General features: G+C 69.6%; 26 protein-coding genes. 12 read left to right on the plus strand and 14 right to left on the minus strand.

Going from position 1 to position 25,593, the window contains the following annotated elements; all coding sequences use genetic code 11:
• Nucleotides 1-25: 25 nt before the first annotated feature.
• The 7 genes from AAHM41_RS25285 to phnG are packed head-to-tail and all read right to left on the minus strand — an operon-like array spanning nt 26 to nt 5,782.
• A complete protein-coding gene (locus tag AAHM41_RS25285) occupies nt 26-1,162 on the minus strand; it encodes an alpha-D-ribose 1-methylphosphonate 5-triphosphate diphosphatase (protein ID WP_342239368.1) in 1,137 nt (378 codons plus the stop codon).
• On the minus strand, nt 1,159-1,866 hold the full coding sequence (gene phnL, locus AAHM41_RS25290; RefSeq protein ID WP_342239369.1) for a phosphonate C-P lyase system protein PhnL: 708 nt from the start codon (nt 1,864-1,866) through the stop codon (nt 1,159-1,161). The genes AAHM41_RS25285 and phnL overlap by 4 nt, the downstream gene beginning before the upstream one ends.
• A 3-nt stretch (nt 1,867-1,869) precedes the next feature.
• Nucleotides 1,870-2,649 (minus strand): phosphonate C-P lyase system protein PhnK, encoded by a 780-nt coding sequence (gene phnK, locus AAHM41_RS25295; RefSeq protein WP_342239370.1) that lies wholly within the window; start codon nt 2,647-2,649, stop codon nt 1,870-1,872.
• A complete protein-coding gene (locus AAHM41_RS25300) occupies nt 2,646-3,596 on the minus strand; it encodes an alpha-D-ribose 1-methylphosphonate 5-phosphate C-P-lyase PhnJ (RefSeq protein ID WP_342239371.1) in 951 nt (316 codons plus the stop codon). Before AAHM41_RS25300 ends, phnK begins: the two co-directional genes overlap by 4 nt.
• Nucleotides 3,593-4,705: a carbon-phosphorus lyase complex subunit PhnI gene (locus AAHM41_RS25305; protein WP_342239372.1), complete on the minus strand. Its 1,113-nt coding sequence runs from the start codon at nt 4,703-4,705 to the stop codon at nt 3,593-3,595. Before AAHM41_RS25305 ends, AAHM41_RS25300 begins: the two co-directional genes overlap by 4 nt.
• 4 nt (nt 4,706-4,709) lie before the next feature.
• Complete coding sequence (gene phnH, locus AAHM41_RS25310) at nt 4,710-5,315, minus strand: phosphonate C-P lyase system protein PhnH (RefSeq protein WP_342239373.1); 606 nt, start codon at nt 5,313-5,315, stop codon at nt 4,710-4,712.
• Nucleotides 5,312-5,782, minus strand: coding sequence for a phosphonate C-P lyase system protein PhnG (phnG, locus tag AAHM41_RS25315; protein ID WP_342239374.1), 471 nt, complete (start codon nt 5,780-5,782; stop codon nt 5,312-5,314). Before phnG ends, phnH begins: the two co-directional genes overlap by 4 nt.
• 112 nt (nt 5,783-5,894) lie before the next feature.
• On the opposite strand from phnG, the gene phnF reads away from it, so the two are divergent.
• Together phnF and AAHM41_RS25325 are read left to right on the plus strand one after the other, a co-directional pair.
• Nucleotides 5,895-6,629, plus strand: a complete 735-nt coding sequence (gene phnF / locus AAHM41_RS25320) for a phosphonate metabolism transcriptional regulator PhnF (RefSeq protein WP_342239375.1) — start codon at nt 5,895-5,897, stop codon at nt 6,627-6,629.
• 4 nt (nt 6,630-6,633) lie between these two features.
• On the plus strand, nt 6,634-7,434 hold the full coding sequence (locus tag AAHM41_RS25325) for a hypothetical protein (RefSeq protein ID WP_342239376.1): 801 nt from the start codon (nt 6,634-6,636) through the stop codon (nt 7,432-7,434).
• A gap of 284 nt (nt 7,435-7,718) precedes the next feature.
• Here AAHM41_RS25325 and oxlT read toward each other — a convergent pair whose 3' ends face one another.
• Both oxlT and AAHM41_RS25335 read right to left on the minus strand, forming a co-directional pair.
• Nucleotides 7,719-9,053 (minus strand): oxalate/formate MFS antiporter, encoded by a 1,335-nt coding sequence (oxlT, locus tag AAHM41_RS25330; RefSeq protein ID WP_342239377.1) that lies wholly within the window; start codon nt 9,051-9,053, stop codon nt 7,719-7,721.
• 426 nt (nt 9,054-9,479) lie between these two features.
• Nucleotides 9,480-11,267 carry a cation:proton antiporter domain-containing protein gene (locus tag AAHM41_RS25335; RefSeq protein ID WP_342239378.1) on the minus strand — a complete coding sequence of 596 codons (1,788 nt, stop codon included), beginning with the start codon at nt 11,265-11,267 and terminating at the stop codon, nt 9,480-9,482.
• Nucleotides 11,268-11,541: 274 nt separating this feature from the next.
• Between AAHM41_RS25335 and AAHM41_RS25340 the strand changes: the two genes are divergently transcribed.
• Together AAHM41_RS25340 and AAHM41_RS25345 are read left to right on the plus strand one after the other, a co-directional pair.
• Nucleotides 11,542-11,961, plus strand: coding sequence for a VOC family protein (locus tag AAHM41_RS25340; protein WP_342239379.1), 420 nt, complete (start codon nt 11,542-11,544; stop codon nt 11,959-11,961).
• Nucleotides 11,962-11,986: 25 nt separating this feature from the next.
• Nucleotides 11,987-12,733 (plus strand): C13 family peptidase, encoded by a 747-nt coding sequence (locus AAHM41_RS25345; protein WP_342239380.1) that lies wholly within the window; start codon nt 11,987-11,989, stop codon nt 12,731-12,733.
• 13 nt (nt 12,734-12,746) lie between these two features.
• On the opposite strand, the gene AAHM41_RS25350 is transcribed toward AAHM41_RS25345, so the two are convergent.
• Complete coding sequence (locus AAHM41_RS25350; RefSeq protein ID WP_342239381.1) at nt 12,747-13,631, minus strand: alpha/beta fold hydrolase; 885 nt, start codon at nt 13,629-13,631, stop codon at nt 12,747-12,749.
• A 130-nt stretch (nt 13,632-13,761) separates the two neighbouring features.
• Here AAHM41_RS25350 and AAHM41_RS25355 point away from each other — a divergent pair, with 130 nt between their 5' ends.
• Nucleotides 13,762-14,700, plus strand: coding sequence for a LysR family transcriptional regulator (locus AAHM41_RS25355; RefSeq protein ID WP_342239382.1), 939 nt, complete (start codon nt 13,762-13,764; stop codon nt 14,698-14,700).
• On the opposite strand, the gene AAHM41_RS25360 is transcribed toward AAHM41_RS25355, so the two are convergent.
• Both AAHM41_RS25360 and AAHM41_RS25365 read right to left on the minus strand, forming a co-directional pair.
• Nucleotides 14,660-15,205 (minus strand): GNAT family N-acetyltransferase, encoded by a 546-nt coding sequence (locus tag AAHM41_RS25360; RefSeq protein ID WP_342239383.1) that lies wholly within the window; start codon nt 15,203-15,205, stop codon nt 14,660-14,662. The genes AAHM41_RS25355 and AAHM41_RS25360 overlap by 41 nt on opposite strands.
• Entirely contained in the window at nt 15,202-16,167 is a 966-nt protein-coding gene (locus AAHM41_RS25365; protein ID WP_342239384.1) for a GntR family transcriptional regulator, read from the minus strand. The genes AAHM41_RS25360 and AAHM41_RS25365 overlap by 4 nt, the downstream gene beginning before the upstream one ends.
• Before the next feature lie 143 nt (nt 16,168-16,310).
• On the opposite strand from AAHM41_RS25365, the gene AAHM41_RS25370 reads away from it, so the two are divergent.
• From AAHM41_RS25370 to AAHM41_RS25390, 5 genes are read left to right on the plus strand one after another with little or no spacing between them, the layout of a single operon-like run.
• Nucleotides 16,311-17,435 carry a C45 family peptidase gene (locus AAHM41_RS25370; protein ID WP_342239385.1) on the plus strand — a complete coding sequence of 375 codons (1,125 nt, stop codon included), beginning with the start codon at nt 16,311-16,313 and terminating at the stop codon, nt 17,433-17,435.
• A gap of 44 nt (nt 17,436-17,479) precedes the next feature.
• Nucleotides 17,480-19,036 (plus strand): ABC transporter substrate-binding protein, encoded by a 1,557-nt coding sequence (locus AAHM41_RS25375; protein ID WP_342239386.1) that lies wholly within the window; start codon nt 17,480-17,482, stop codon nt 19,034-19,036.
• A 20-nt stretch (nt 19,037-19,056) separates the two neighbouring features.
• On the plus strand, nt 19,057-19,998 hold the full coding sequence (locus tag AAHM41_RS25380) for an ABC transporter permease (protein WP_342239387.1): 942 nt from the start codon (nt 19,057-19,059) through the stop codon (nt 19,996-19,998).
• Nucleotides 19,995-20,852: an ABC transporter permease gene (locus tag AAHM41_RS25385; RefSeq protein ID WP_342239388.1), complete on the plus strand. Its 858-nt coding sequence runs from the start codon at nt 19,995-19,997 to the stop codon at nt 20,850-20,852. Before AAHM41_RS25380 ends, AAHM41_RS25385 begins: the two co-directional genes overlap by 4 nt.
• The gene (locus tag AAHM41_RS25390) at nt 20,849-22,492 is read left to right on the plus strand and encodes an ABC transporter ATP-binding protein (protein ID WP_342239389.1); all 1,644 of its coding nucleotides are present in this window, start codon (nt 20,849-20,851) and stop codon (nt 22,490-22,492) included. The genes AAHM41_RS25385 and AAHM41_RS25390 overlap by 4 nt, the downstream gene beginning before the upstream one ends.
• 234 nt (nt 22,493-22,726) lie before the next feature.
• Here AAHM41_RS25390 and AAHM41_RS25395 read toward each other — a convergent pair whose 3' ends face one another.
• The gene (locus AAHM41_RS25395; RefSeq protein ID WP_342239390.1) at nt 22,727-23,458 is read right to left on the minus strand and encodes an SAM-dependent methyltransferase; all 732 of its coding nucleotides are present in this window, start codon (nt 23,456-23,458) and stop codon (nt 22,727-22,729) included.
• Nucleotides 23,459-23,587: 129 nt separating this feature from the next.
• On the opposite strand from AAHM41_RS25395, the gene AAHM41_RS25400 reads away from it, so the two are divergent.
• The gene (locus AAHM41_RS25400) at nt 23,588-24,049 is read left to right on the plus strand and encodes a GFA family protein (protein ID WP_342239391.1); all 462 of its coding nucleotides are present in this window, start codon (nt 23,588-23,590) and stop codon (nt 24,047-24,049) included.
• Nucleotides 24,050-24,051: 2 nt separating this feature from the next.
• Here AAHM41_RS25400 and AAHM41_RS25405 read toward each other — a convergent pair whose 3' ends face one another.
• Nucleotides 24,052-25,029, minus strand: a complete 978-nt coding sequence (locus AAHM41_RS25405; RefSeq protein WP_342239392.1) for a GlxA family transcriptional regulator — start codon at nt 25,027-25,029, stop codon at nt 24,052-24,054.
• Nucleotides 25,030-25,126: 97 nt separating this feature from the next.
• Here AAHM41_RS25405 and AAHM41_RS25410 point away from each other — a divergent pair.
• A partial coding sequence (locus AAHM41_RS25410; protein WP_342239393.1) for an MFS transporter occupies nt 25,127-25,593 on the plus strand: 467 nt, incomplete at its 3' end.

Consider the following 25,593-nt stretch of genomic DNA (forward strand, 5'->3'; position numbering starts at 1 on the left):
TGTGCGTTGGTTTATCGGCTCGATCTCACGCAACCCGCTTGCCGGCGCGCCAGACGGCGCGGATGTGCGGCACGCCGTCGATCAGGCGGAAGCGGACGAGATCGGCCCGCAGCCCCGGCTCGATCCGGCCGCGGTCGTCCAGCCCCGCCGCCTTGGCCGGGTTGGCGCTGACCAGCGCGATGGCTCCCGGCAGACCGAGCCCGACCGGCGCCTCGGCCAGCAGGCAGACGGCGTGCAGCATGCTGATCGGCACGTAGTCGGAGGCGAGGATGTCGAGCAGACCGGCGGCCGCCAGCTCCGCCGCCCCGACATTGCCGCTGTGCGAGCCGCCGCGAACCACGTTCGGGGCGCCCATCAGGATCGACAGGCCATGGCTGCGCGCCGCCTGGGCCGCCTCCGCGGTGGTCGGGAACTCCGAGATCGAGACGCCGAGCGACACCGCCTCGTCGACATGGGCGGGGGTCTCGTCGTCATGGCTGGCCAGGGCCAGGCCGCGGCCGGCGGCGAGCTCGGCGATGGCGAGGCGATGGCGGTGGGCATGCGCCTCCTGCGACGCCTGGCGCTGCTTCATCACCACGTCCAGCTCCGCCTCGCTGTAACGGTGGCGGTTGGCCTGGCGCCACTTCTCGACCTGGGCGTACTGCCGCTGGCCGGGCGTGTGGTCCATGATCGAGAGCAGCCGCACCGCCGGGTCGTCGACCAGCACCGAGAGATAGTCGAGCACATGCGGGTCGGCGACCTCGCAACGCAGATGCAGGAAATGGTCGGCCCGCAGCATGTCCTGCCGGCGCGCGGCCTCCAGCCCGTCGACCATCGGCCGCAGCAGGCTGCCGCGCGGCACGCCCTTGTGCTCGCCCATCAGCGACAGGCTGTCGAACACGGTGGTGATGCCGGCGGTGGCGACCTGCGCGTCATGCGCCATCGCCGCCGAGACGTTGTTCCACATCACGCCTGGCCGCGGCGCCACATGGCGCTCGAGATGGTCGGTGTGCAGGTCGATCATGCCGGGGATCAGGTAGTCGCCGCCGGCGTCGTCGCCGGCAGGGGGTGCCCCGCCCTGCTCCACTGCGGCGATGCGGCCGTCCTCGACCCGCAGCGTTCCGGTGACGACGGCCTCGGGGGTGACGATCCGGGCGTTCGAGAAGATCAGATCCGTGCTCATGCGGCCGCCTTGTAGAGCGTGACGTCGAAGATCCGGGTCGCCACCCGATCGCGCACCGCCGTGTCGTGGAAGATCCCGACGATGGCGGCGCCACGTGCCTTGGCCTCCTCGATCAGCTCGATGACCACGCGCCGGTTGTCGGCGTCGAGCGAGGCCGTCGGCTCGTCGAGCAGGAGGATGGGATACTCCATCGCGAAGCCGTGCGCGAGATTGACCCGCTGCTGCTCGCCGCCGGAGAAGGTGGCGGGCGGCAGCGACCACAGGCTTTCGGGCAGGTTCAGCCGGGCCAGCAGGTTGCGGGCGCGGCGGTCGGCCTGCGCCTCGGCGACGCCGGAGGCCAGCATCGGCTCCTTGACGATCTCCAGCGTCGGCACACGCGGGATCACCCGCAGGAACTGGCTGACATAGCCGAGCGTCCGGCGCCGGACCTCGAGGATCCGGCGCGGCGTCGCGGCGGTGATGTCGACCGGCGCGCCCTCGTGCCGGATCAGCACCCGCCCGGCCGAGGCCAGGTAGTTGCCGTAGAGGGTGCGCATGAAGGTGCTCTTGCCGGCGCCGGACGCGCCGCCCAGCACGACGCATTCCCCGGCGGCCACGGTGAAATCGACGCCGTCGAACACCGGCAGCCGCACCCCGCCCTGGTTGTGGAGAACGAAGGTCTTGGACAGGCCGGAGACCTCGATCATCGGAGTCGTGTTCGGCATGGCTCAGACCTGCAGGACGGAGGAGACGAGGAGCTGGGTGTAGGGGTGCTGCGGGTCGTCCAGCACCTGGTCGGTCAGGCCGGTCTCCACCACCCGTCCGTGCCGCATCACCATCAGGCGGTCGGCCAGCAGGCGGGCCACGGCGAGATCGTGGGTGACCAGCACCACGGCAATGCCGAGCCGGCGCACCAGCCCGCGCAGCAGGTCGAGCAGCCGCGCCTGGACCGAGACGTCGAGCCCGCCGGTCGGCTCGTCCATGAAGACGAGGCGCGGGTTGGTGACCAGGTTGCGGGCAATCTGCAGCCGCTGCTGCATGCCGCCGGAATAGGTCGCCGGCCGGTCGTCGATGCGGCCGAGGTCGAGCTCGACCTTCGCCATCCAGTCCTGCGCCTGACCGCGGATGCGGCCATAGTGCCGGGCGCCGACCGCCATCAGCCGCTCGCCGACATTGGCGCCGGCGCTGACACCCATGCGCAGCCCGTCGCGGGGGTTCTGGTGCACGAAGCCCCAGTCGGTGCGGGCCAGCATCCGCCGCTCCGGTTCCGACAGCGCGTAGATGTCGATCAGGCCGCGCAGCCGGGTGTCGAAGGCGACCGTGCCCTCGCTGGGCGGCAGCCGGCCGGAGATGCAGTTGAGCAGCGTGGTCTTGCCCGAGCCGCTCTCGCCGACGATGCCCAGCACCTCGCCGGGCGACATCTCGAAAGAGACCTCGCGGCAAGCGGTGACGGTGTCGCCGAAGAGCTTGGTCAGGCCCTCGACCCGCAGCAGGATGTCGCCGCTCATGCCTCGCCTCCCGGGATCTCGTGCGCCTGCTCGACCGCGCGGTCATAGGCGGCCAGCGCCTCGCCGCTCAGCGCGCCGTGATGGCCGGCCTCGCGCCGGGTGCGGCAATGGTGGCTGTCGGAGCAGACGAACATGCGCCCGCCGGCATCGTCGAGCACGACCTCGTCGAGATAGCTGTCCTCGGCGCCGCACAGGGCGCAGGGCTGGTCCCAATGCTGGATGTCGAAGGGATGGTCCTCGAAATCCAGGCTGACCACCTGGGTATAGGGCGGGATGGCGTAGATCCGCTTCTCGCGCCCCGCCCCGAACAGCTGCAGCGCCGGGCTCATGTGCATCTTCGGATTATCGAACTTCGGGATCGGCGAGGGCGCCATCAGATATCGGCCATGCACCATCACCGGATAGTCGTAGGTGGCGGCGATATGGCCGTAGCGGGCGATGTCCTCGTACAGGCGGACATGCATCAGCCCGTAATCGGCGTAGCCGTGCATCATCCGGGTCTCGACCTCGCGCGGCTCGAGCTGCCGCAGCGGTTCCGGCTGCGGCACCTGGTAGACCAGGATCTGGCCCTCCGCCAGCGGCTGCTCCGGGATGCGGTGGCGGGTCTGGATCACCGTGGCCGCGCCGGTGTCCTCGGTGGTCGCCACCCCGGCGACCCGGGCAAAGAAGCGGCGGATGTTGACGGCATTGGTGGTGTCGTCGGCGCCCTGGTCGATCACCTTCAGCACGTCGTCCGGGCCGATGATGCTGGCGGTGACCTGGATGCCGCCGGTGCCCCAGCCATAGGGCACCGGCATCTCGCGGCCGCCGAACGGCACCTGGTAGCCGGGGATCGCCACCGCCTTGAGCAGCGCCCGGCGGATCATCCGCTTGGTCTGCTCGTCGAGATAGGCGAAGTTGTAGCCGGGGTCGCGCCCGGTGGTTGCCACTGCGGTCTCGGCGCTCATTCCGCCGCCTCCTTCCGGGTGTCGTCGGCCTCGCGGGCGCGGCGCTCATGCTTCGCCCGCAGCCGGCGGACAAGCTCCAGCTCGGCCTGGAAGTCGACATAGTGCGGCAGCTTGAGATGCTGCACGAAGCCCGAGGCCTCGACATTGTCGCTGTGCGCCAGCACGAACTCCTCGTCCTGCGCCGGGTAGCGCGCGTCCTCACCGAGATCTCGCCCCCGAAGAGCCCGGTCGACCAGCGACATCGCCATGGCCTTGCGCTCGCAATGGCCGAAGGCCAGGCCGTAGCCGCGGGTGAATTGCGGCGGCGCCGACTTCGACCCGGCGAACTGGTTCACCATCTGGCATTCGGTGACGGTGACCTCGCCGATCTCGATCGCGAAGCCCAGCTCCTCCGGCACGATCTCGACCGCCACCTCGCCCAGCCGGATCTCGCCGGCGAAGGGGTGATTGCCGCCATAGCCGCGCTGCACCGAGTAGCCGAGCGCCAGCAGGAAGCCCTCGTCGCCCCGCGCGAGGTTCTGCAGCCGCTGGTCGCGGTCGGCCGGCAGGGTCAGCGGGTCGCGCGTCAGATCGACCGGCTCATGCCCTTCCGGCGCCTCGGCCTCGCGCTCGATCAGCCCCTCGCGGTTGAGGATGTCGACCACGCGCGGCACCGGCCCGTCCGGCCCCGCCTCGCCCTCCGGCGCCGCCGGCGGCTCGCCCGAAGCGGCCAGGGCGAAGTCGATCAGGCGGTGGGTGTAGTCGTAGGTCGGCCCCAGGATCTGGCCGCCCGGGATGTCCTTGTAGGTGGCGGAGACGCGGCGCCGCACCGTCATCCTTGCGGTGTCGACCGGCTCCGACACGGCGAAGCGCGGCAGCGTGGTGCGGTAGGCGCGCAGCAGGAAGATCGCCTCGACCAGGTCGCCCTGCGCCTGCTTGATCGCCAGCGCCGCGAGATCCCGGTCGTAGAGCGAGCCCTCGGCCATCACCCGGTCGACGGCCAGGCCCAGCTGCTCGCGGATCTGGTCCGGAGCGATCTCGGGCACCGCCGGATCGCCGCGGCGGGTCTCGGCCAGCAGCGACTGGGCGTTCTCGATCGCACGTTCGCCTCCCTTGACGGCGACATACATCGGATCAGCCCTCCCAGCGGGTGGTGCGCGGCAGGCCCAGCATCCGGTCGCCGCAGGTCAGCAGAAGGTCGACGCCGAGCGGATAGGCGGCGCCGTTGGCCACCCAGTCCTCGCGGAACCAGGCCGGCAGGCCGGCGATCCGGACAGGCTCGGCCTCGGCGATGCCCGGGCCGGTGAAGCGGCCCGCCTCCGGCCCGTCCAGCGCCGGCACCTCGACCACCAGCGTCGCCGAGCGGTCGGGGTAGCAGTCCTCGCCCAGGGCCAGGCCGCCGAGGCGCGGCAGGGACGCGGCATCGGCCACCAGCAGGAAGGCCGCCGCGGCCGGGTCGGCGACCAGCGGCGCGCCGGTGTGGAAGCGCAGGAAGCTCTGCACCGCCGGGGTCGCCAGGGCCGGGTCGAGCCAGACCGGCGTGTCGAAATCGACCAGGGTCAGCGCCGCCGCCGCCATGGCACGGCCGAGCGGGGCCGGTGCCGCGAGCGGGTCCGGGCAGGCGACCGGCCGGCCGGGCCGGGACATGGCGTCGAGCACGGCGCGGAACACCGACTGGCTGCCGAGCACCGGGTCGGCGAAGCCGGGCAGCAGTGCCGCCGAATCGAGAATGGCGGTCATCGCGGATTCTCCCCTCGCACCATGGTGAAGAAGTCGACGCGGGTCGCCGCCGCTTTGCGCCGGGCGGTCTCGCGCGCCTCCGCCTGGGCTTGGCGCAGCGGTGCGATCAACGCGGCTTCGACGGCGTCGCGCCGGTCGGTCTGCAGCAGGGCGTCGACCCGGGCCGCGATCTCGGCATGGCGGCGGTCGCGGCCGGCGACATAGCCGAAGCCCAGCACCTCGCTGCCGTCGAGGCGGCCCCCTGCGAGTTTGACCACGCAGCGCGTCACCGTCATCTCGCCGAGCGCGAAGGCCATGCCGTCGCCGCCGGCGCGGCCGCGCACCATCACCATGCCGGTCTCGGCCGGACGCAGCGTGGTGAAGCCGGCCGGGTCGCCGAGATCCGACCACAGGCGCTGCAGGGTCGCCGGATCCGACTTGGCCAGCACGGCCATCCAGTCCCGGCGCTGTTCGGTTTCTTTTGTCATAGGCTGATGGACCTATTGCCTATTCATCTAGTCATCCGTATGTTTAGATCATGGACGGGATTCGACGACATCCGCAAGTCGGGATGGATGAAATTTGCGTGACGGAGCTGGCATGAATCCGCAGACCTCGCTCAGCCGCGGCGCCGGCGTCGCCCTGTGGCGCCAGATCAGCGAGGCGCTGGAGCGCGAGATCCGCGACGGCGTGCACCCGGCCGGGGCCCGGCTGCCGACCGAGGCGGAGCTGTCGGAGCGGTTCGGCGTCAACCGCCACACGGTGCGGCGGGCCATGGCGGAGCTGGAGGAGCGTGGGCTGGTCGACGTCACCCAGGGGCGCGGCACCTTCGTCCATCTCGGCGCCATCGCCTATCTGATCGGCCGGCGCACCCGCTTCCACGAGAACATGCGCCGGGAGAACCGTGCGGCGCGGCTGGAACTGCTGGAGTCGGCGACCGAGCAGGCCTCGGGCCCGATCGCGCGGGAGCTGGAGGTGCCGGCCGGGACGCCGGTGATCCGGCTGGACACGCGGTCGCATGCCGACGGGCTGCCGCTCAGCCTCGCCAGCCACTACTTCCCGGCGGCGCGCTTCCCGGGGCTGGTCGAGATCTTCCGCGAGACCGGCTCGGTGACCGCGAGCTTCGCCCGCTTCGGCGTCGCCGACTACACCCGCCGGCGCACCCGGGTCTCGGCCCGGCTGCCGGATGCACGGGAGCAGCGGCTGCTCGAGATCACCCGCACCCGGCCGGTGATGGCGACCGAGGCGATCAATGTCGACGCCGAGGGCGCGGTGGTCGAGTTCGGCCTGTCCAGCTTCGCCAGCGATCGCATCCAGCTCGTCTTCGAGAGCTGAGGAGATGTCAGACGCGGCAACCTTCCTTCACGAATTTGCTAATAGGCCACATAATGCGCTCGCCCCTGATTGGTTCACGATTGGCGAGGAAGCTAACCCTGAAGTAATGCGACGGATTGCAGAGTCAGTTTCCAGTTTGCCATTAGAACTTCAAGTTCGCTCGGCGCCAATGCTGGCACACTGGTTCTTGCTGGATTCGATGTTGCTCGCAAACCGAGCCAATCGAGACGGAATGCATGCAAATGCACTCGCTTTGACGAGGCAGTGCGTCGAGGCGATTAGCATCATCGAGCTGGGTATTTGCGGCCATCACGAAGCAGAAGCCAAACTTCTCAAATGGGAGAGCGATAAGCTCACCCCGGGAAGCCTTCGAGCATGGCTAGGAAGTAGCGTATGGCCGCGATATGGCGCCGGGTTATGGACCGAGCCTTGGTCCACCTTCATGAGGGAATTCGCGGCGGCGGTCCAACCATATGCTCACTATGGTCGGAACTTGGCGCAATGGCAGTCCCGGCTTCATCGTTTCAATCCGAAGGACGACAGGCACATGGTCATCGAAATGACTCCACGCGCCTACGATCCTCAGAAAGCCACACGGATTACGCTCTTTCACATGATTCTAACCTTTACCCTCGGCCGCATATGGATCGCTGCAAACTCGGACGACGGAGATTTTACAGCGCTTGTTAAGCGACTTGGCGTTGCTCTTAGCAAATCGCGATATTTAGACGGACATAAGACCGATTGGAGCGAGCAGTTTTGGGCCATGGTTTGGGAACGCGGCGGAGGCACAATTCTTGAATAATACCATTGGCCGATCTTGACCCGTCATTGCGAGCCCCGAAGGGGCGTGGCAATCCAGAAATCGTGCCGCTGGATCGCCACGTCGCTTCGCTCCTCGCGATGACGAGGTCAACCTTCAAGGCCCTCGGTACAAGCAAGGAAAACCGGGCGGGAGGCTGTCCTCCCCGCCCGGCTCTTCCATCCCGCGGAGCGGGATCGCCGCTCCGAAAATCCCCGGCCGCCTTTGGGACGGACATGGCGGCCGGGTGAGGTCCTGGAGGGGCCGGCGAGAAGCCGGCCCGGAGCCTAGTTGGCGCTGGCCAGCCTGCCGCTGTGGCTGGCCGCCCGCTGCGGCTCGGCCGTCGCCAGGGCCGAGGCGTTGCGGGCATGGTGGCGCTGCAGCATCGGCCGCAGGATCACGATCGCCGAGAAGGCCGCGATCAGGTCCATCGCCGCGACCGTGTACAGCACCGTCGACCAGGTGCCGGTCGCCTCCATCAGCAGGTTGCCGAACGGCACCAGCAGCGCGGCGACGCCCTTGGCGCAGTACAGCACGCCGTAGATCTTGCCGACATGCTTGGTGCCGAAGGTGTCGCCCGCGGTGGCGCTGAACAGCGAGTAGACCTCGCCCCAGGCCAGGAACACCACGCCCGACAGGATCAGGAAGGCCCACGGGTTGTGGCCGAAGGTGCCGAGCGCGACGATGCCGATGCCTTCCATGGTGAAGGCGATGAACATCGTCTTCTCGCGCCCGATATGGTCGGACACCCAGCCGAAGAAGGGCCGCGAGATGCCGTTCATGATGCGGTCCAGCATCAGGGCGAAGGGCAGCGCCGCCATGGTGAAGAAGAACAGGTTCACCGGCATGTCCTTGACGCCGAGATCCTGGGCGATGACGCCGAGTTGGGCGACCGCCATCAGACCGCCGGTGACGGTGCAGATGAACATGAACAGCATGACGTAGAAGACCGGGGTCTGCAGCGCCTCGGCCAGCGTGTAGTCGCGCCGCGACTGGGCGACCTTGGTCGAGTGCTTCACCTCCTCCTTGCCCGGGGCGCGCAGGAACCAGGCGGCGGCGAAGATGATGCTGCCCTGGATCAGCCCGAACCAGAAGAAGGCGGCCTGATAGCCCGACCCGGCGATGACGCTGGCGATCGGGATGATGGTCAGGGCCGAGCCGGCGCCGTAGCCGCCGGCGGTCAGGCCCACGGCCAGGCCGCGCCGGTCCGGGAACCATTTCAGCGCGGCGTTGACGCAGGTGGCGTAGACGCAGCCGACGCCGATGCCGCCGATCGCGGCGCCGACATAGAAGCCGGTCAGCGAGGTGGCGTAGGAGTTGACGATCCAGGACAGGCCGGTCATGGCGCCGCCGACCAGCACCAGGGCGCGCGGGCCGTATTTGTCGATGAAGTACCCCTCGATCGGGGTCAGCCAGGTCTGGACGATGACGAAGATGGTGAAGGCGGTCTGGATCGAGGCTCGGCTCCAGCCGTAGGTCTCCTGGATCTCCGGGACGAACAGGGTCCAGGCGTATTGGATGTTCGCGGCGGCGACCATGCAGACGATGCCGGCGATCAGCTGAATCCAGCGATTCGCGGGCGCTCTCCCCGTCCCGGCGCTCGCGTTGGAAATCGCACTCATGGCGATGGCTCTCCCAGTGTCTCGTTGCACTCGTTCGGCCGGTCGTTGAATGCCGGCGGTTCATTGGCCTCCGATGCTCTATCGCGGCGGTGGCTGCGGGATCGGACCGGTCCTCCGGGGCCTCCGGAGAGCCGGCCCTGCCTGATCCCGAGCCCTCGGGCAGAGCCTGCAAAGGCGTAGGGCGCTGAGCGCCAATCGAGTCATGGAGGAAGTCCGGCGCTGAGCGCCGCTTTGGCATCGAAGCCGGACCGACAGGTCGCGTCGTCCGGATGCACGATCGGCGACGGCGCGGGCCGACACTCTCTTCTCCGTCGGCGGGTCCGCCCACGACCAGTCATGATCGGCAGGATTCCAACTGGTATACAAAATGTAATATGTCTGAACCCTCCCGGCCACGCAACAGATTTGCGACCAGGTTCGAGAAGGTCAGGCCGTCTGCGTGATTTCGGGCGGTGTCGCCTCGTTCGTGACCAGAGCTTCGGCCATGCCACGGGCGATCTCGCGCTCGCCCATGATCACTGCGTCGGCGCCGAGGCTGCTGAGATGCTCGACCTCGGCGTCGGAATGGGCCCGGGCGATGATGGCGATGCCGGGGTTGGCGGCGCGGGCCTGGGCGACGATCTGGCCGGCCTCGAAGGCGTTGGGGACGGCGACGGCCAGTTGCCGGGCCGCCGGCAGGTTGGCCAGGCCCAGCACCTCCGGCACGGCGGCGTTGCCGATGATGGTCTCGATCCCGGCCTCGCGCAGCCGGGCCAGCGGCTGGTCGGCATCCTCGATCACCAGGAAGGGCCGGCCGGCGGCCTGCAGCGCCGCGCCGATCAGGCTGCCGACGCGGCCATAGCCGACCAGCACGACATGGTCCGTGAGCGCCGTCAGTAGCGCCGGCTCGGCCAGAGTGGCCGGCTCGGGCGCGGGCGGTGCGGCGGGCGCAGCCTCGGCCGGCGGCGCCTCCTCGGCCGGGATGGCCGGGCCGCCCGCCGGGACCGGGACCGCGCGATCGAGCAGCGGCCGCAGCCGGCCGAAGGCGTTGAACACCACGGGGTTGAGCAGGATCGACAGGATCGCGCCGCCCAGGATCAGGTCCCGCCCCGCCTCCGGCAGCAGGCCCAGCTTCACGCCGAGCTCGGCCAGGATGAAGGAGAACTCGCCGATCTGCGCCAGGCTGGCGGAGATCAGCAGCGCCGTCGTCACCGGATGGCCGAACAGGCGGACGATGACGAAGGCGGCGACCGACTTGCCGATGACGATGATGAACACCGCCGCCAGCATCGGCAGCGGGTCGCGCCACAGGCTGGTCGGGTCGAACAGCATGCCGACCGAGACGAAGAACAGCACCGCGAAGGCGTCGCGCAGCGGCAGCGTCTCCTGCGCTGCGGCATGGCTGAGTTCGGATTCGCTCAGCACCATGCCGGCGAAGAAGGCGCCGAGCGCCAGCGACACGCCGAACAGCTTGGCCGAGCCGAAGGCGACGCCGAGTGCGAGCGCCAGCACCGCCAGCCGGAACAGCTCACGCGACCCGGTGTGGGCGACGTAGTGCAGCACCCAGGGGATCACCCGCCGGCCGACGATCAGCATCAGGGCGACGAAGGCGGCGACCTTGACCAGGGTCAGCACCAGGATGCCGCCGACGCCGAGGTCGAGGCCGAGGGAGACGGCGAGCGGATCGGAGCCGAGGTCGATGTCGCCGTTGACCAGCCCGGCAAGCGCCGGCAGCAGCACCAGCGCCAGCACCATCGCCAGGTCCTCGACGATCAGCCAGCCGACGGCGATGCGCCCGCGCTCGGTCTCCACCAGCCGGCGCTCCTGCAGCGCCCGCAGCAGCACCACGGTGCTGGCGACCGACAAGGCGAGGCCGAAGACGAGACCGCCGGCGATGGTCCAGCCCAGCATCAGAGCCAGGCCGAGGCCGAGGGCGGTGGCAAAGCCGATCTGGACCACGGCGCCCGGCACCGCGATCGCCCGCACCGACAGCAGGTCCTTCAGCGAGAAGTGCAGCCCGACGCCGAACATCAGCAGGATGACGCCGATCTCCGCCAGTTCGGGCGCCAGCGCCTGGTCGGCGACGAAGCCCGGCGTGTGCGGCCCGACCAGGATGCCGGCCAGGAGATAGCCGACCAGCGGCGGCGCCTTCAGCCGGTTGGCGATGGCGCCGAAGATGAAGGCAAGGCCGAGGCCGGCGACAATGGTGGCGATCAGGGGGGTGTCGTGCGGCATGGATGCGCCTCGGCCTCCGGAGCAGAGATGGTCGGGGATGCATCGGCCGGGCCGACACTGCCTCATCATTTATGAACGATGGGGCCGATCACAACCGCTGATATGCGCTGTCACGAGATTTTCTCCGCCTCGGCTGAATGGCGGAGCGACTTGTCAGACAGCCGCCGGGCGACGATGGTAGCGCGGGTCCGGATTCGGCGATGCCCACAGGCCGCCACCGGACTGCCTCGGACGATCCGACACCCGCCGCCGCGAACCCGCGAGAGGATGGAAGATGAAATACCTGCACACCATGGTCCGCGTCACCGACCTGGAGCAGTCGCTGCACTTCTACCGCGACCTGCTGGGCCTCAAGGAGACCCGCCGCATCGAGAACGAGAAGGGCCGCTTCACGTTGGTCTTCCTCGCCCCGCCGGGCCAGGAGGACGCGCCGGTCGAGCTGACCTACAACTGGGACCCCGAGGTCTACACCGGCGGCCGCAACTTCGGCCACCTGGCCTATGAGGTGGACGACATCTACGAGTTCTGCGACCGGCTGCAGAAGGCCGGCGTGACCATCAACCGGCCGCCGCGCGACGGGCACATGGCCTTCGTCCGCTCGCCCGACAACATCTCGATCGAGATCCTGCAGAAGGGCGGCTCGAAGCCGCCGGCTGAGCCCTGGGCATCGATGCCGAACACCGGCGCCTGGTAGGCCGGACGATGGGGAGAAAGGACGGATGAGACCGGCGCCATCGCTTCGCATCGCCCTCCTTGCGGTGCTGCTGTCCGGCTGCGCCGGCCAGGCCGTCCCCTCCCCCTCCGTTGCCGCGACGGGCACGCCGCTGCGCTGGAAGGCGCTGCTGGTCGCGGCCGATGACGCCGAACCGGTGTTCGACAATGGCGTCGACGCGCTGCGGCGCAGCCTGCTGTCCTTCGGCGTGGCGCCGGCCGACATCGCCGTGCTCAAGGCCGATGCGCGGCAGCCGGGCGCGGTCGCGACCAAGGCGAATTTCGACCGCGCGATGACCGGCCTGGCCGGCCCCGCCGGGACCGGCTGCTTCGTCTACCTCACCTCGCACGGCGTCGAGGGCCGCGGACTGTTCGCCGCCGCCGACGATGCAGTGATCCCGCCGGCCTATCTGGCCCGGGCCCTGGACGGCGCCTGTGCCGGCCGGCCGACCGTCCTGGTCACCTCCGGCTGCTATTCCGGGATCTACACCGACACGCCGGCGCTGACGACGCCGGACCGCATCGTGCTGACGGCCGCCCGCGCCGACCGGCCGTCCTTCGGCTGCGGCACGGGCGACCGCTTCACCTACTACGACCGGTGCTTCCTCGACTCGCTGCAGCGCGGCGCGGCCTGGACCGCGATCGCGGCGGATATTTCCGGCTGCGTCGCCCGGCGCGAGCGGGCGAAGGACTTCCAGCCTTCGCAACCGCAATCCGCCTTCGGCCGCAACGTCGCCGGGCTGACGGCGTTCTGAAGTCGAGCACCGGTCATGGCCGGCCGATCTTCCGGTCGAGGAAGTCGTGGATCAGGGGGAAGATCTCATCGGCCTTGTCTTCCAGGGCGAAGTGGCCGGTGTCGAACAGGTGGAACTCCAGGTCCGGCAGGTCGCGCTTGTAGGGATGGGCGCCATCGGCCGGGAAGATCTTGTCGTTCTGGCCCCAGACGAGCAGCGTCGGCGGCTTGCGGTCGCGGAAGAAGGCCTGGAACTGGGGATAGAGCGGGACGTTGCTGCCGTAGTCCAGGAACAGATCGAGCTGGATGTCCTTGTTCTCCGGCCGATCCAACAGCGCCTGGTCGTGGACCCAGTTGTCGGGGGAGATGCGCGAGACGTCGCGCACGCCGTCGGTGTACTGGAACCTCGTCGTCTCCGGCGCCACCAGGAAGGCCAGCGCCTCGCGATGCGCCGCCGAGCCGTCCGCCCAATAGGCCTTGATCGGATCCCAGAACTCCTTGAGGCCTTCCTCATAGGCGTTGCCGTTCTGGACGATCAGCGCGCTGATCCGCTCGGGGTGCTTCAGCGCCAGGCGGTAGCCGACCGGCGCGCCGTAATCCATCACATACATGGCGTAGCGGCGCACGCCGAGCTGCCCCAGCAGCCCATCTATCAGATCGGCGTAGTGGGCGAAGGTGTAGGCGAACTCCCTGTGGTCGGGCATCGCGCTCTGGCCGAAGCCGGGATAGTCCGGCGCGATCACGTGGTAGCGGTCGGCGAGCGCGGGGATCAGGTTGCGGAACATGTGCGACGAGGTCGGGAAGCCGTGCAGCAGCACCACCACCGGCGCATCGGCCGGGCCGGCCTCGCGGTAGAAGATGTCGATGCCGGCCACGATGGCCGTGCGGTGATGGGTGACGGCCGGTCTCGTCGCTGACATCTCGATCTTCCTCATTCTGGCGGGGATGCAGAGGGCGTGGCCGCCCTGTCGCCACAGAAGGCTACGGCTTTGTTCCGACCGTCAGAACACCTATCCTCGGAAAGCTTTTCTTTCGCCAGCCGCAAGGACGATGGATCGTCTCGACGCCATGCGCGTGTTCGTCGCCAGCCTCGATGAAGGCAGCCTTGCCGGCGCGGGACGCCGGCTGGGCCGGTCACCGGCGGCGGTCACCCGCGCGATCGCCTTTCTCGAACGCCAGGTCGGCGTCCAGCTGCTGCATCGGAGCACCCGCGGCCTGCGGCTGACTGATGCCGGGGAACGCTATGCCGCGGCTTGCCGGCGCATGCTGACCGACCTCGAGGAAGCCGACCTGTCGGTGGCCGGCGAGCGCACCGCGCCGCGGGGCCTGTTGACGATCACGGCACCGGTGATGTTCGGGACTCATATCCTGCGCCCGATCGTCGGCGCGTTCCTGAGAGCCCACCCCGACGTCCAGATCCGCTTCCTCCTGCTGGACCAGATGATCAACCTGATCGAGGAAGGTGTGGATGTGGCCCTCCGGATCGCGGCTCTGCCGGACTCGGCGATGATCGCGCTGCATGTCGGCGACGTCAGGCGCGTGCTCTGCGCCTCGCCGGACTACCTCGCGCGCAAGCCGCCGATCACGGCGCCGGCCGACCTGTCGGACCATGACTGCATCGCGATTGCCCAGCTGAGCCCGAATGAGATCTGGAGCTTCCCGCCCGCGCCGGGGCATCGGATGAACCGGAACGTGCGGATGCGCCCGCGCCTGACGGTGAATGCGGATCAGGCAGCAGTCGATGCTGCCGTCGACGGTGAAGGCGTGCTCCGCATCATGTCGTACAAGATCGATCAGCACGTCCGGGAGGGCCGCCTCGTCATCCTGCTGCCGGAAGACGAACTTCCGCCGCTGCCGGCCCATCTCGTCATTCCGGAAGGCCGCCTGGCCAGCGCCAAGGTCAGGGCATTCGTGGATTTCGCCGCAGCCCGGCTCAGATCCGAATTCGTCAGGATGGACCAGGCCCAGCCTGCACCGGCCGGCGCATGAACAGGCGCGGGATGATGTCGATGCCCTTGCCGGCGATCATGTCGCGGATCGCGGCGAGGCCGGGGCCGAGCGCCTCGTCCGGCATCGGCTCGAAGCCGAGCCGGGCGTAGTAAGGCGCGTTCCAGGGCACGTCGCGGAAGGTCGACAGAGTCAGCTCCGGCAATCCCCGCTCCCGGGCGACGGCGTCGAGATGCTCGATCAGCGCCGCGCCCAGGCCGCGGCGGGCATGGTCGGGATGGACGTCAAGCTCCTCGATGTGCAAGGTGCCGTCGATCTCGCCGAACAGGGCGAAGGCGACCGGCCGGTCGGCGGCATCGGCCATGACCAGCAGCCGCCCCTGCTGTGCCCGCAGCAGCACCTCCTGCGGTTCCGCCGGCTCGAGCGCCGCGATCTGCCGCAGGCCGATGCCGCGGAATTGCGACGCGGCCGCGACCTCGATGATGCGGACGGCCTGGACCTCGTCCGGGCGGCCGGGGCGGATGCGATAGGGCAGGTTTGGCGTCATGCGCTCAGCTCGGCCCGCTGCTTGCCCTCCGCCGCGGCCTCGCCGGCATAGGTGCCGGCGGCCAGCGCCAGGTGGCGGTGCAGCAGCGCGGCCGCCCATTCGATGTCGCCGGCCTCGAGCGCGTCGAGGATCGCCAGGTGCTCGCGGCAGGACTGCTCGACCCGGCCCTGGGGCAGCTGGACGAAATCGGCGTATTCCTGCATCCGGCGCAGGGCGTTCTGCTGCCGCACCGCCTGCAGGAAGAAGCGGTTGCCGGACGAGGCGGCGAGCATCTCGTGGAAGGCGGTGTTGACCCGGAACCACTCGTCGGTGCCGACGCCGCCGGCGGCCCGGGCCATGATGTCCTCATGCGCCCGGCGCAGCTGCAGCAGCCGGTCGCGGTCGACCCGGAAGCCGGGCTGCCGCAGCGCCGCGCATTCCACCACCATGCGGAACTGGTAGCTCTCATTCACCGCCTCGTCGGTCTCCAGGCTGTCGACGAAGCGCCAGCCATGGCCGCGCTGGCGCTGCACCAGCCCTTCGGCGGCAAAGCGCATCAGCACCTTGCGCACCACCCCGCGCGAGGCGCCGTAGCGCGGGATCAGCTCCGCCTCCGACACCTCCTGCGGCAGGCGGCCATTGGCCCGGTCGGTCATGATCGCGACATAGACCTCCTCGCCCTCCGAGCGCGGGATCAGCCGCGCGATCTCGTCGTCCTCCGGCCGGCGCAGCACCACGAAGCCGCGGCCCGACGCCGCCTCCAGCACCCCCTGCGCCACCAAGAGGTCGAGCGCGCCGCGGATCGGCGAGCGCGACACGCCGAGCGTGCGGGCCAGAGCCTGCTCCGACACCCGCATGCCGGGGCCCCAGGCCTCGTCGCGCATCCGCTCGACGATCTGCCGGGCCAGTTCCAATTGCAGCGGGCTCGCCCGCTCCGCCGCTTCCGCCGCTGACACGCTGTGCTCCACGCTGTGCCCCTTCATGATAGCGATCGCGCGGCGCGGGAAAAGGGCGTGCGCCGAGCGCGCAAAAATCTTTCGACTTCGCAGCATGCCCCAAAAACATGTTTTTCGTCTCTATAAAGTGCATTACGGTGTGACCAATCGATGACAACGGGTTCCCGATCATGACGCCCTTTCCCTTCGTCGACATCCACGGCACGCCGCGCGAGCGCGGCCGGCAATACGGCGCCGCCGCGGCCGACCGCACCCGCAAGAGCGTCGAGGTCTATGCCCGGCAGCTGCGCGACCTCGGCTATGACTGGGCGCAGATCCGCGGCTTCGTCGGCGACTTCCTGCCGAAGATGGACGCCTTCGCGCCCGAGCTGATCGAGGAGATGCGCGGCATCGCCGAGGGCGCGGAGCTCGACTTCGAGGCGGTGGCGCTGATCAACTGCCGCACCGAGGTGATGCAGCTGGCGCACCGGCGGAAGGGGCTTGCCGAGGACGATCCGGACGGCTGCACCGGCGCCGTGATCATGGGGTCGGCCAGCGCCGACGGCCAGCTGATCCACGGCCAGAACTGGGACTGGCGGGCGGAATGCGCCGAGACCGCGATCGTGCTGCGGGTGCGGCGCGAGGACGGGCCGGACGTGCTGACCTTCACCGAGGCCGGCGGCCTGGCCCGCAACGGGCTGAACTCGGTCGGCACCGCGATCACCGCGAACTACCTGGAATCCGACCGCGACTACAAGCTGGAGGTCGGCGTGCCGCTGCCGCTGATCCGGCGTAAGGCGCTGGAGCAGGAGCATTTCGCCCTGTCGATGCGGATCGTGGCGACCACGGCGAAATCCGCCTCGAACAACATGATCCTGAGCAATGCTGGCGGCTTCGCCATCGACTTCGAATGCGCGCCGGACGAGACCTTCCCGCTCTATCCCGAGGACGGCCTGCTGGTGCACGCCAACCACTGGCGCAGCCCGGTGGCGCTGGCGAAGCTGAAGGAAGCCGGCATCCCGAGCTCGCCCGAAAGCTACTACCGCGACTGGCGGGTGCAGCAGCATCTCCAGGCCAGGCGCGGCCAGCTGACCGCCGAGGACATGAAGGCGGCCTTCTTCGACGATTTCGGCACGCCCTATGCCGTGTGCCGGCCGCCGCGGCCGTCGTCGCGCGCCAACCTGTCGGCCACCGTCGCCATGGTCATCATGCACCCGGCGGAAGGGGTCATGGAGGTGGCGCCGCTGCCCGCCCTGAACCGGACCTTCACCACCTACTCGCTCGACCTGTCCCGCCGGACCAAAAACGCGGCCTGAACGCGGTCCGGCCTGTTGCAACGCCTCAACACAGGGAGGCCCTGTTGACCCGTCTTTCCCTTCTTGCGCTCACGGCGGCGCTCGCCTCGACCGTCCCGGCCTGGGCGGCGCCGCCAGCCGACACCATCCGCGTGCAGCTGAATGGCGACCTGCGCAGCACCGACCCCGGCACCAAGCGCGACGACAACACCGATGCGGTGATCCTGCATGTCGTCGAAGGCCTGGTCGCCTATCGCGAGGACGCCTCGGTCGGGCCGATGCTGGCCGACAGAGTCGCCGTCTCCGACGACGGCAAGACCTACACCTTCAAGCTGCGCGACGGCATCAAGTTCCACAACAGCGCGCCGATGACCTCGGCCGAAGTGGTGTGGAGCTGGAAGCGCTGGCTCGACCCGAAGACCGAATGGCGCTGCCTGCCGGAGTTCGACGGCCGTGGCCGGATCAAGATCGAGGCGGTCGAGGCGCCGGACCCGAAGACGGTGGTGTTCAAGCTGAACGCGCCGAGCGCGCTGTTTCTGGCCACCATGGCCCGCACCGATTGCGCCGAGGGCGCGGTCATCCATCCGGATTCGGTCGGGCCGGACGGCAAGTGGATCGCGCCCATAGGCACCGGCCCGTACAAGCTGGAGAAGTGGGAGCCGGCCCAGTACGTGCAGTTGAAGCGCTTCGCCGACTATGCCTCGCGCGGCGGTGAGCGCGACGGCTATACCGGCGGCAAGCAGGCGCTGGCCGAGACCGTGCGCTTCACCATCATCGGCGACCCGGCAGCGGCGAAGACAGCGCTCTTGTCCGGCGACATCGACGTGGTGCCGGATGTCAGCGTCACCGACAAGGCCGAGCTCGACGGCCAGAAGGGCGTGCGAACCGAGTTCGCGCAGGCCCTGTCGATGAATGCCATCCTGCTGCAGACCCGCGACCCGCTGCTGAAGGATGTCCGCGTCCGCCGGGCGCTGGCCCTGGCGATCGACGGCAGCCAGATCGCCCAGGCGGTGACCCTGGGCACCTCGCCGGCGAACCCTTCGGTGATGCCGAGCGCCAGCCCCTACTACACCGATGTCGAGCGCCAGGGCTACGCGCCGGACATCGAGAAGGCCAAGGCGCTGCTGGCCGAGGCCGGCTACACCGGCCAGCCGATCAAGATGCTGGTCAACCGCAAGATCCAGAGCGTCTACGACACCGCGATCCTGGCCCAGGCCCTGGCGCAGCAGGCCGGCATCAATATCGAACTGGAGGTGCTGGACTGGGGCGCCCAGCTGGACCGCTACACCTCCGGCGACTACCAGACCATGTCGTTCAGCTACTCCGCGCGCATGGACCCGGCGCTGAGCTACGAGATGATGTCCGGCCCCAAGGACAAGCAGCCGCGCAAGGTGTGGGAGAACCCCGAGGCGCTGAAGCTGATCCAGGACGCGATGGTGACCAGCGACCCGAAGCAGCGCCAGGTCATCTTCGACAAGCTGCACCAGATGCAGATCGCGGACGTGCCGCTGATCGTGACCTATAACGGGGCCGATATCGCCGCGGTCTCCGACCGGCTCGAGGGCTACAAGCCCTGGGCGGCGTCGAAGCCGCGGCTGTGGAACGTGGCGATCAAGAACTGATCCGCTCGGGGGAGGCCGCGATGCTTCGCTTCCTGCTGCAACGCCTGGGCATGGCGGTGCCGACGCTGCTGATCGTCGCCATCACCGTCTTCGCCCTGATCCGGCTGATCCCGGGCGACCCGGTGACGCTGATGCTGGGCGACATGGCGGACCCGTCCGCCGTCGCCGACCTGCGCCGGTCGCTCGGGCTCGACCAGTCGATCCCGGTGCAGTTCCTGTACTGGCTCGGCAACGTCCTGTCCGGCGATTTCGGCACGTCGATCAGCACCGGCCAGGCGGTGCTGCCGCTGATCCTGGACCGGTTCTCGGTCAGCGCCACCATCGTGCTGGCGGCGGTGGCCCTGGCCAGCCTGGTCGCCGTGCCCGCCGGCATGATCGCCGCCTGGCGCCAGGACAGCGCGCTGGACCTCACCGTGATCTCCGGCGCCACGCTGCTGCTGTCGATCCCGAGCTTCTGGCTGGGCCTGCTGATGCTGCTGCTGTTCGGCCTCAAGCTACAGTGGCTGCCGGTGATCGGCTATGTCCCGTTCGGCGAGGATGCCGGCGCCGCCCTGCTGTACATGATCATGCCGGTGGCGACGCTGGTGCTGGTCGAGACCGGGGTGATCATCCGCATGGCGCGGGCCAGCACGATCGAGGTGATGCGGCTGGAATACATCACCCACGCGAGGGCCAAGGGCCTGTCGGAGGGCGCGGTGCTGTGGCGCCACGCCTTCCGCACCGCCTTCGCCCCGACCTGGACGCTGATCGGGCTGATGCTGGGCAACCTCTTGGGCGGCATCGCCGTGGTCGAGACGGTGTTCACCATCCCCGGCCTCGGCCGGCTGCTGGTCGATTCGATCTATGCCCGCGACTATCCGGTGGTGCAGGGCTGCCTGCTGTTCGTCGCCGGCATCTATGTCGTGGTCAACCTGTTCGTCGACCTCCTGTACCCCCTGTTCGACCCGCGGGTGACGGCATGAGCGCGCAGGCTGACTCCCCTACCACCCTGGCTTTGCCGAAGCGGCGCCGGATCCGCGCCAATGCGGCGATCGGCGGGCTGATCATCGGCGTGCTGGTCGCGACCGCCCTGCTCAGCGTGGTGTGGACGCCCTACGACCCGCTGAAGATCGACATCCTGTCGCGGTTCAAGGCGCCTTCGGCTTTGCACTGGTTGGGCACCGACGAGTTCGGCCGCGACGTGCTGAGCCGGGCGATGAGCGGCGCCGCCACCAGCAGCTGGATCAGCCTGCTGACGGTCGCCACCGCGGTCACTGGCGGCACCCTGATCGGCGTGCTGACCGGCTACATGCGCGGCTGGGTCGACCGCATCATCATGATGTTCAACGACGCCCTGCTGGCCTTCCCCGGCATCCTGCTGGCGCTCGGCATCATGGCGGTGCTCGGCGCCAACAAATACGGCATCATCCTGGCCCTCGGCCTGGCCTACATGCCCTCGGTGGTCCGCGTGGTGCGCGGCACGGTGCTGTCGATCCGCGGTCGCGAATATGTCGAGGCGTCGCAGATCATGGGCAATGCCGAGCTGTTCACCATGGCCCGGCACGTGCTGCCGAACTGCATCGCGCCGCTGACCGTGCTGGCCACCAGCATGTTCGGCTGGGTGCTGCTGTCGGAAAGCGCGCTCAGCTTCCTCGGCCTCGGCGTGCCGCCGCCGGCCGCGACCTGGGGCAACATGCTGGCCGCCAGCCGGCCCTATATCGGCACCTCGCCCTGGCTCGGCATCTTCCCCGGCCTGTGCATCTCCCTCACCCTGCTCGGCATCAACCTGTTCGGCGACGCGATCCGCGACCGCCTCGACCCCAGGATGCAGCGATGAGCCCCCTCCTCTCGGTCGAGCACCTGACCATCCGCGCCGGCGACGGCGGCCCGGTGGTGGTCGACGACCTGAGCTTCGCCCTGCCGGCCGGCGAGATGCTGGCCCTGGTCGGCGAATCCGGCAGCGGCAAGACCATGGCGGCGCGCGCCGTGCTGGACCTGCTGCCGCCGCCGATGCAGCGGATCGCGGGCCGCGTCCGCTTCGACGGCCAGGACCTGGCGACGCTGCCGCCCAAGGGCCTGCGGAAGATCCGCGGCGCCCGCATCGGCATGGTGTTCCAGGAGCCGATGGTGTCGCTGAACCCGGCGATGCCGATCGGCCGGCAGATGGCCGAGGCGCTGAAGCTGCATCTGCGGCTGGACGATGCCGAGATCCGGCGCCGCAGCCTGGCGATGCTGGAGCGGATCCGCATCGCCGACCCGGAGCGGTGCCTGTCGGCCTATCCGCACGAATTCTCCGGCGGCATGCGGCAGCGGATCATGCTGGCCTCGGTGATGCTGACCAAGCCGGCCCTCTTGATCGCCGACGAGCCGACCACGGCCCTCGACACGCTGGTGGCGCGCGAGGTGCTGGACCTGATGGTCGAGCTGACGCGCGAGAACGGCACCGCCGTGCTGATGATCAGCCACGATCTGGCGATGGTGGCGCGCTATGCCCGCCATGTGGTGGTGCTGCAGCGCGGCCGCGCCGTCGATGGCGGCCCGACCGAGCAGGTGCTGCTGAGCCCGCGCGACGACTACACCCGCAAGCTCCTGGACGCGCTGCCGAAGCGCGGCCCGGCGCGGCCGCCGGTCGACCAGACAGCACCGCTGATCGCGGTCGAGAACGTCACCATCGACCATGCCGGCCGGCAGCGGCTGTTCTCGCGCACCGCGCCGAAGCGGGCGGTCGACGGGGTCAGCCTGGCGATCCATCCGGGCGAGACGGTGGCGCTGGTCGGCGGCAGCGGCAGCGGCAAGACCACGCTGGGCCGCGCCATCGTCGGCCTGCTGAAGCCCAGCGCCGGCCGCATCCTGTTCCGCGGCGGCGACGTGCATGGCGACCGGGACGGCGCGGCCGCGCGCGATCACCGGCTGAACTGCCAGATGATCTTCCAGGACCCCTATTCCTCGCTCGACCCGCGGATGAAGATCGGCCCGATCGTGTCCGAGCCGCTGCGGCTGGCGCCGGAGATGACGCCGAAGCAGAAGGCGGACCGACTGGCCGAGACCCTGGCCGATTGCGGTCTCTCTCCCGACCACGCAACGCGTTATCCACACCAGCTCTCGGGCGGGCAGCGCCAGCGCGTGGCGATCGCCCGCGCCATCATCCGCCGCCCCGCCTTCGTCATCGCCGACGAGCCGGTCTCGGCGCTCGACATGACGGTGCAGAAGCAGATCCTGGAGCTGTTCCGGGTGCTGCAGGAGCGCTACGGCTTCGCCTGCCTGTTCGTGTCGCACGACCTCGGCGCGGTCGAGCAGGTGGCGGACCGGGTGGCGGTGATGCAGGCCGGCGAGATCGTCGAGTCCGGGCCGCGCGATACGGTGTTCGACCATCCGCAGCACGACTACACCCGCGAGCTCTTGGCCGCGGCCCCGGCCCTGCACCGTCTGGACGGCGGCGGCTTCGAGCTCAAGGGCCGGCGCATCGCGGCGGCTTGAGGGGTTGTCGGCCGCTTAGCTGCCTGCATCGCCTCTCCCGCGTGGCGAGACCCTTTCAGAATTCGATCACCTGAGCCGACGCGTGCTTTCCACTCTCCCCTCCCGCAAGGGGAGGGGGAGGATGAAAGGGATAGGCCGGCCCAAACGGCGGTGTTCTGAAAAGGTCTCGCTTGCGGGAGAGGTCGGGCTCGCGCAGCGAGACCGGGTGAGGGCCGGTCCCGGCCTCACAATCGGCTAGGCCAGACACGGCCGGGCCACCAGGATCGCCCATCCCATGGACCGGCGCTGCCAGCCGAAATAGCGGTCGCTCAAGCCGCGGAGCTGCCGGAGCACTTCGCCGCGTCCGGAATGGCCGGGATTCGCCTCCGCCCAGGCATAGAGGTTCTGCAGATGCCGTCCCCTATAGGCATCCCACTCCTCCGGCGAGGCTTCCAGGATCGCCGTGACCTCCAGATCGTTCGCGGCCAGCACCTCGACGGTGGACGCCAGGTCCAGCAGGGGACCGGCCCCTTCGGTGGCATCGGGAAGCGGGGTTTCCTTGGCGAAGGCGGCGCCGAACGCCACGACGCCGTCGGCCTTGAGCGCCGCGCGCATCCATGCGACCGCGGCCGCAACGCCGCCGAGGGCGGACGAGGCGCCGATGCACAGGACGATGTCGTAGCTCGCCGGCGCCGGCCGGAACGCGGCGGCCGGCCCCTCGACGAAGCGGAGGCGCGACTGCAGGCCGGCCGAGAGCTCGCGCGCGGCGGCAATGAAGTGCGGGTTGGCGTCCAGGCCGACGCCGTCGATCGCGAAGCGCCGGGCCCAGCGGCGCAGCAGCCATGCCTTGGCACAGCCAATGTCCAGGACACGCACGCCATCGCGGACCCTGCAATGGTCGATCAGCAGGTCGAGCTTGTGCGGCGAGATCGGATTCTCGATCTCGGTGTCTCCCGCACGAATGGCCCAGAACTCGGCAGCGTCCATCGCGCGCCCCCGGCTGACTATCTTCCCTGCCCGTCAGGGTAGACAGGGATATGCGGGCGCGACAACGGCCATTCCCTTGCCCGGCCCGATCTCGCATTCTCGGGCCTGCAGACGACGCGGGAGGGCGAGTTGGCCGGGATCGAAGGAGGGTGCCGCTGCGGTGCCCTGCGGTGGCGGCTCGAGGCCGAGCGCCTGCCGCTGACCTATGCCTGCCACTGCCTGGACTGCCAGACCTGGAGCGGCAGCGCCTTCAGCCAGCAGGCGATCGTGGCGCGGGAGCGATTTGTCTGCACCGGGCCCGTCGGCCGGTTCGACCTGCCCAGCGCCGATGGTCGCCGGATCTCGCACCAATTCGCCTGCCCGGCCTGCTTCGCCCGGGTCTACAACACCAACAGCGCGCGCCCCGGTCTGGTCGCGATCCGGGCCGGCACCTTCGACGACAGCCACCGCCTGGCCGTCGTCGCCCACATCTGGACGAAGCGGAAGCAGCCCTGGCTGACGATCGATCCGCGGGTCCCCGCCTGGCCGGAAGGGGCGCCCAGCGTGGAGGTGTTCTTCCGGCTGATCGGCGCGCCGCCGGCCGCTGCCTGAACCTATGCCGCCCGGCCCCGCCCGAAGCGTTCGCGATAGGCTGCGGGCGGGACGCCGAGGCGGCGCAGGAAGGCGCGGCGCATCCGCTCCTCGTCGCCGAAGCCGCAGAGATCGGCGATCCGCTTGACCGGCACGTCGCCCTCCTCGAGCTGCCGGCATGCCGCTTCGAGGCGCAGCTCCTGCACCAGCCTCGCCGGGGTGCCGCCGTGCTGGCGGGCAAAGGCGCGGGCGAAGCTGCGCGGAGCCATGCCGACCGAGCGCGCCAGGGCCTCGACCGTCAGGTCGGCGCCGAGATTGTCCATGATCCAGCCCGGCAGCTCGGCCAGACGGGAGTCCGCCGCGCCCAGCCGGGTCTGCGCCGCGAGCGCGCCGCTGAACTGCGCCTGGCCGCCGGAGCGGCGCAGGAACACCACCAACTCCTTCGCCACGGCCAAGCTGATACGGCGGCCATGGTCGTCCTCGACCAATGCCAGAGCGAGGTCGATCCCGGCCGACATCCCGGCCGAGGTCCAGACCGGGCCATCGCGGAGATAGATCGGGTCGAGTTCCACCCTCACCTTCGGGTAGGGCGCCTGCAGCGCCGCCACCTCGCACCAATGGGTCACCGCCCGCCTTCCGTCGAGCAGCCCGGCCGCGGCCAGCAGGAAGGCGCCGTTGCAGATGCTGCAGACGCGTCGCGCTGACCGCGCCGCCTGCCGGATCCAGCCGATCAGCGGGGCGTCGGCGGTAAAGTCCGCCGCCCCGTCACCGCCGACCACGATCAGCGTGTCCAGCCGCGCTGGATCGAGCGCGCCGAGCGGCCGGGTGTCGACGGCGATGCCGGCGCTGGTGCGGACCAGCCCGCCGGTCTCGGACAGGACCTGCAGGTCGTAGCCGCCGCCGAGCAGGTGATTGGCGGCGCCGAACACCTCGGCCGGGCCGTTCAGGTTCAGCCCGAGGGCCCGGTCGAACAGGACGAAGGCAATGCGGCGGTCGATCATGGCCAGCTCCTTGGCAGGAAAGGAGGGATGTCTGTCATACCTGACAGTCCCCGGGGCCGGCTAGTGTCGCACCGTCACGTCCCCACCCGAGGCCGCCATGGACTTCGCCGCCCCAGCCGCGCGGCGGGCGCCGCCCGCGCTGCTGTCGATCCTGACCCTGACGCTGTGCGCCTTTGCCCTGACCACCGCCGAATTCGTCATCGCCGGCCTGCTGCCGGAGGTGGCGGCCGGGCTGTCGGTGTCGATCCCCGCGGCCGGCCATCTGGTCACCGCCTATGCGCTGGGCATGGCGGCGGGCGGACCGGTGCTGACGCTGCTGACCGCCAGGCTGCCGCGCAAGCCGCTGGCGGCAGCGCTGCTGGTTGTCTTCGTCACCGGCAACATCGCGGCTGCGGCCGCGCCGGGCTATGCCGTGCTGCTGGCGGCCCGGGCGGTCAGCGGATCGGTCGTCGCCACCTTCTTCGCCATGGCCGTGGTCACCGCCGCCAGCCTGGCGCCGCCCGGGCGGCAGGCCTCGGCGGTGGCCAAGGTGGCGCTCGGCTTCAACCTGGCGATGATCCTGGG

Source organism: Inquilinus sp. OTU3971, assembly GCF_038440215.1.

What these genes read in the sequence shown, in the direction of transcription:
- AAHM41_RS25285 (WP_342239368.1), bottom strand. Translation starts at nt 1,162, where the DNA reads ATGAGCACGGATCTGATCTTCTCGAACGCCCGGATCGTCACCCCCGAG.
- phnL (WP_342239369.1), bottom strand. Translation starts at nt 1,866, where the DNA reads ATGCCGAACACGACTCCGATGATCGAGGTCTCCGGCCTGTCCAAGACC.
- phnK (WP_342239370.1), bottom strand. Translation starts at nt 2,649, where the DNA reads ATGAGCGGCGACATCCTGCTGCGGGTCGAGGGCCTGACCAAGCTCTTC.
- AAHM41_RS25300 (WP_342239371.1), bottom strand. Translation starts at nt 3,596, where the DNA reads ATGAGCGCCGAGACCGCAGTGGCAACCACCGGGCGCGACCCCGGCTAC.
- AAHM41_RS25305 (WP_342239372.1), bottom strand. Translation starts at nt 4,705, where the DNA reads ATGTATGTCGCCGTCAAGGGAGGCGAACGTGCGATCGAGAACGCCCAG.
- phnH (WP_342239373.1), bottom strand. Translation starts at nt 5,315, where the DNA reads ATGACCGCCATTCTCGATTCGGCGGCACTGCTGCCCGGCTTCGCCGAC.
- phnG (WP_342239374.1), bottom strand. Translation starts at nt 5,782, where the DNA reads ATGACAAAAGAAACCGAACAGCGCCGGGACTGGATGGCCGTGCTGGCC.
- phnF (WP_342239375.1), top strand. Translation starts at nt 5,895, where the DNA reads ATGAATCCGCAGACCTCGCTCAGCCGCGGCGCCGGCGTCGCCCTGTGG.
- AAHM41_RS25325 (WP_342239376.1), top strand. Translation starts at nt 6,634, where the DNA reads ATGTCAGACGCGGCAACCTTCCTTCACGAATTTGCTAATAGGCCACAT.
- oxlT (WP_342239377.1), bottom strand. Translation starts at nt 9,053, where the DNA reads ATGAGTGCGATTTCCAACGCGAGCGCCGGGACGGGGAGAGCGCCCGCG.
- AAHM41_RS25335 (WP_342239378.1), bottom strand. Translation starts at nt 11,267, where the DNA reads ATGCCGCACGACACCCCCCTGATCGCCACCATTGTCGCCGGCCTCGGC.
- AAHM41_RS25340 (WP_342239379.1), top strand. Translation starts at nt 11,542, where the DNA reads ATGAAATACCTGCACACCATGGTCCGCGTCACCGACCTGGAGCAGTCG.
- AAHM41_RS25345 (WP_342239380.1), top strand. Translation starts at nt 11,987, where the DNA reads ATGAGACCGGCGCCATCGCTTCGCATCGCCCTCCTTGCGGTGCTGCTG.
- AAHM41_RS25350 (WP_342239381.1), bottom strand. Translation starts at nt 13,631, where the DNA reads ATGTCAGCGACGAGACCGGCCGTCACCCATCACCGCACGGCCATCGTG.
- AAHM41_RS25355 (WP_342239382.1), top strand. Translation starts at nt 13,762, where the DNA reads ATGGATCGTCTCGACGCCATGCGCGTGTTCGTCGCCAGCCTCGATGAA.
- AAHM41_RS25360 (WP_342239383.1), bottom strand. Translation starts at nt 15,205, where the DNA reads ATGACGCCAAACCTGCCCTATCGCATCCGCCCCGGCCGCCCGGACGAG.
- AAHM41_RS25365 (WP_342239384.1), bottom strand. Translation starts at nt 16,167, where the DNA reads ATGAAGGGGCACAGCGTGGAGCACAGCGTGTCAGCGGCGGAAGCGGCG.
- AAHM41_RS25370 (WP_342239385.1), top strand. Translation starts at nt 16,311, where the DNA reads ATGACGCCCTTTCCCTTCGTCGACATCCACGGCACGCCGCGCGAGCGC.
- AAHM41_RS25380 (WP_342239387.1), top strand. Translation starts at nt 19,057, where the DNA reads ATGCTTCGCTTCCTGCTGCAACGCCTGGGCATGGCGGTGCCGACGCTG.
- AAHM41_RS25385 (WP_342239388.1), top strand. Translation starts at nt 19,995, where the DNA reads ATGAGCGCGCAGGCTGACTCCCCTACCACCCTGGCTTTGCCGAAGCGG.
- AAHM41_RS25390 (WP_342239389.1), top strand. Translation starts at nt 20,849, where the DNA reads ATGAGCCCCCTCCTCTCGGTCGAGCACCTGACCATCCGCGCCGGCGAC.
- AAHM41_RS25395 (WP_342239390.1), bottom strand. Translation starts at nt 23,458, where the DNA reads ATGGACGCTGCCGAGTTCTGGGCCATTCGTGCGGGAGACACCGAGATC.
- AAHM41_RS25405 (WP_342239392.1), bottom strand. Translation starts at nt 25,029, where the DNA reads ATGATCGACCGCCGCATTGCCTTCGTCCTGTTCGACCGGGCCCTCGGG.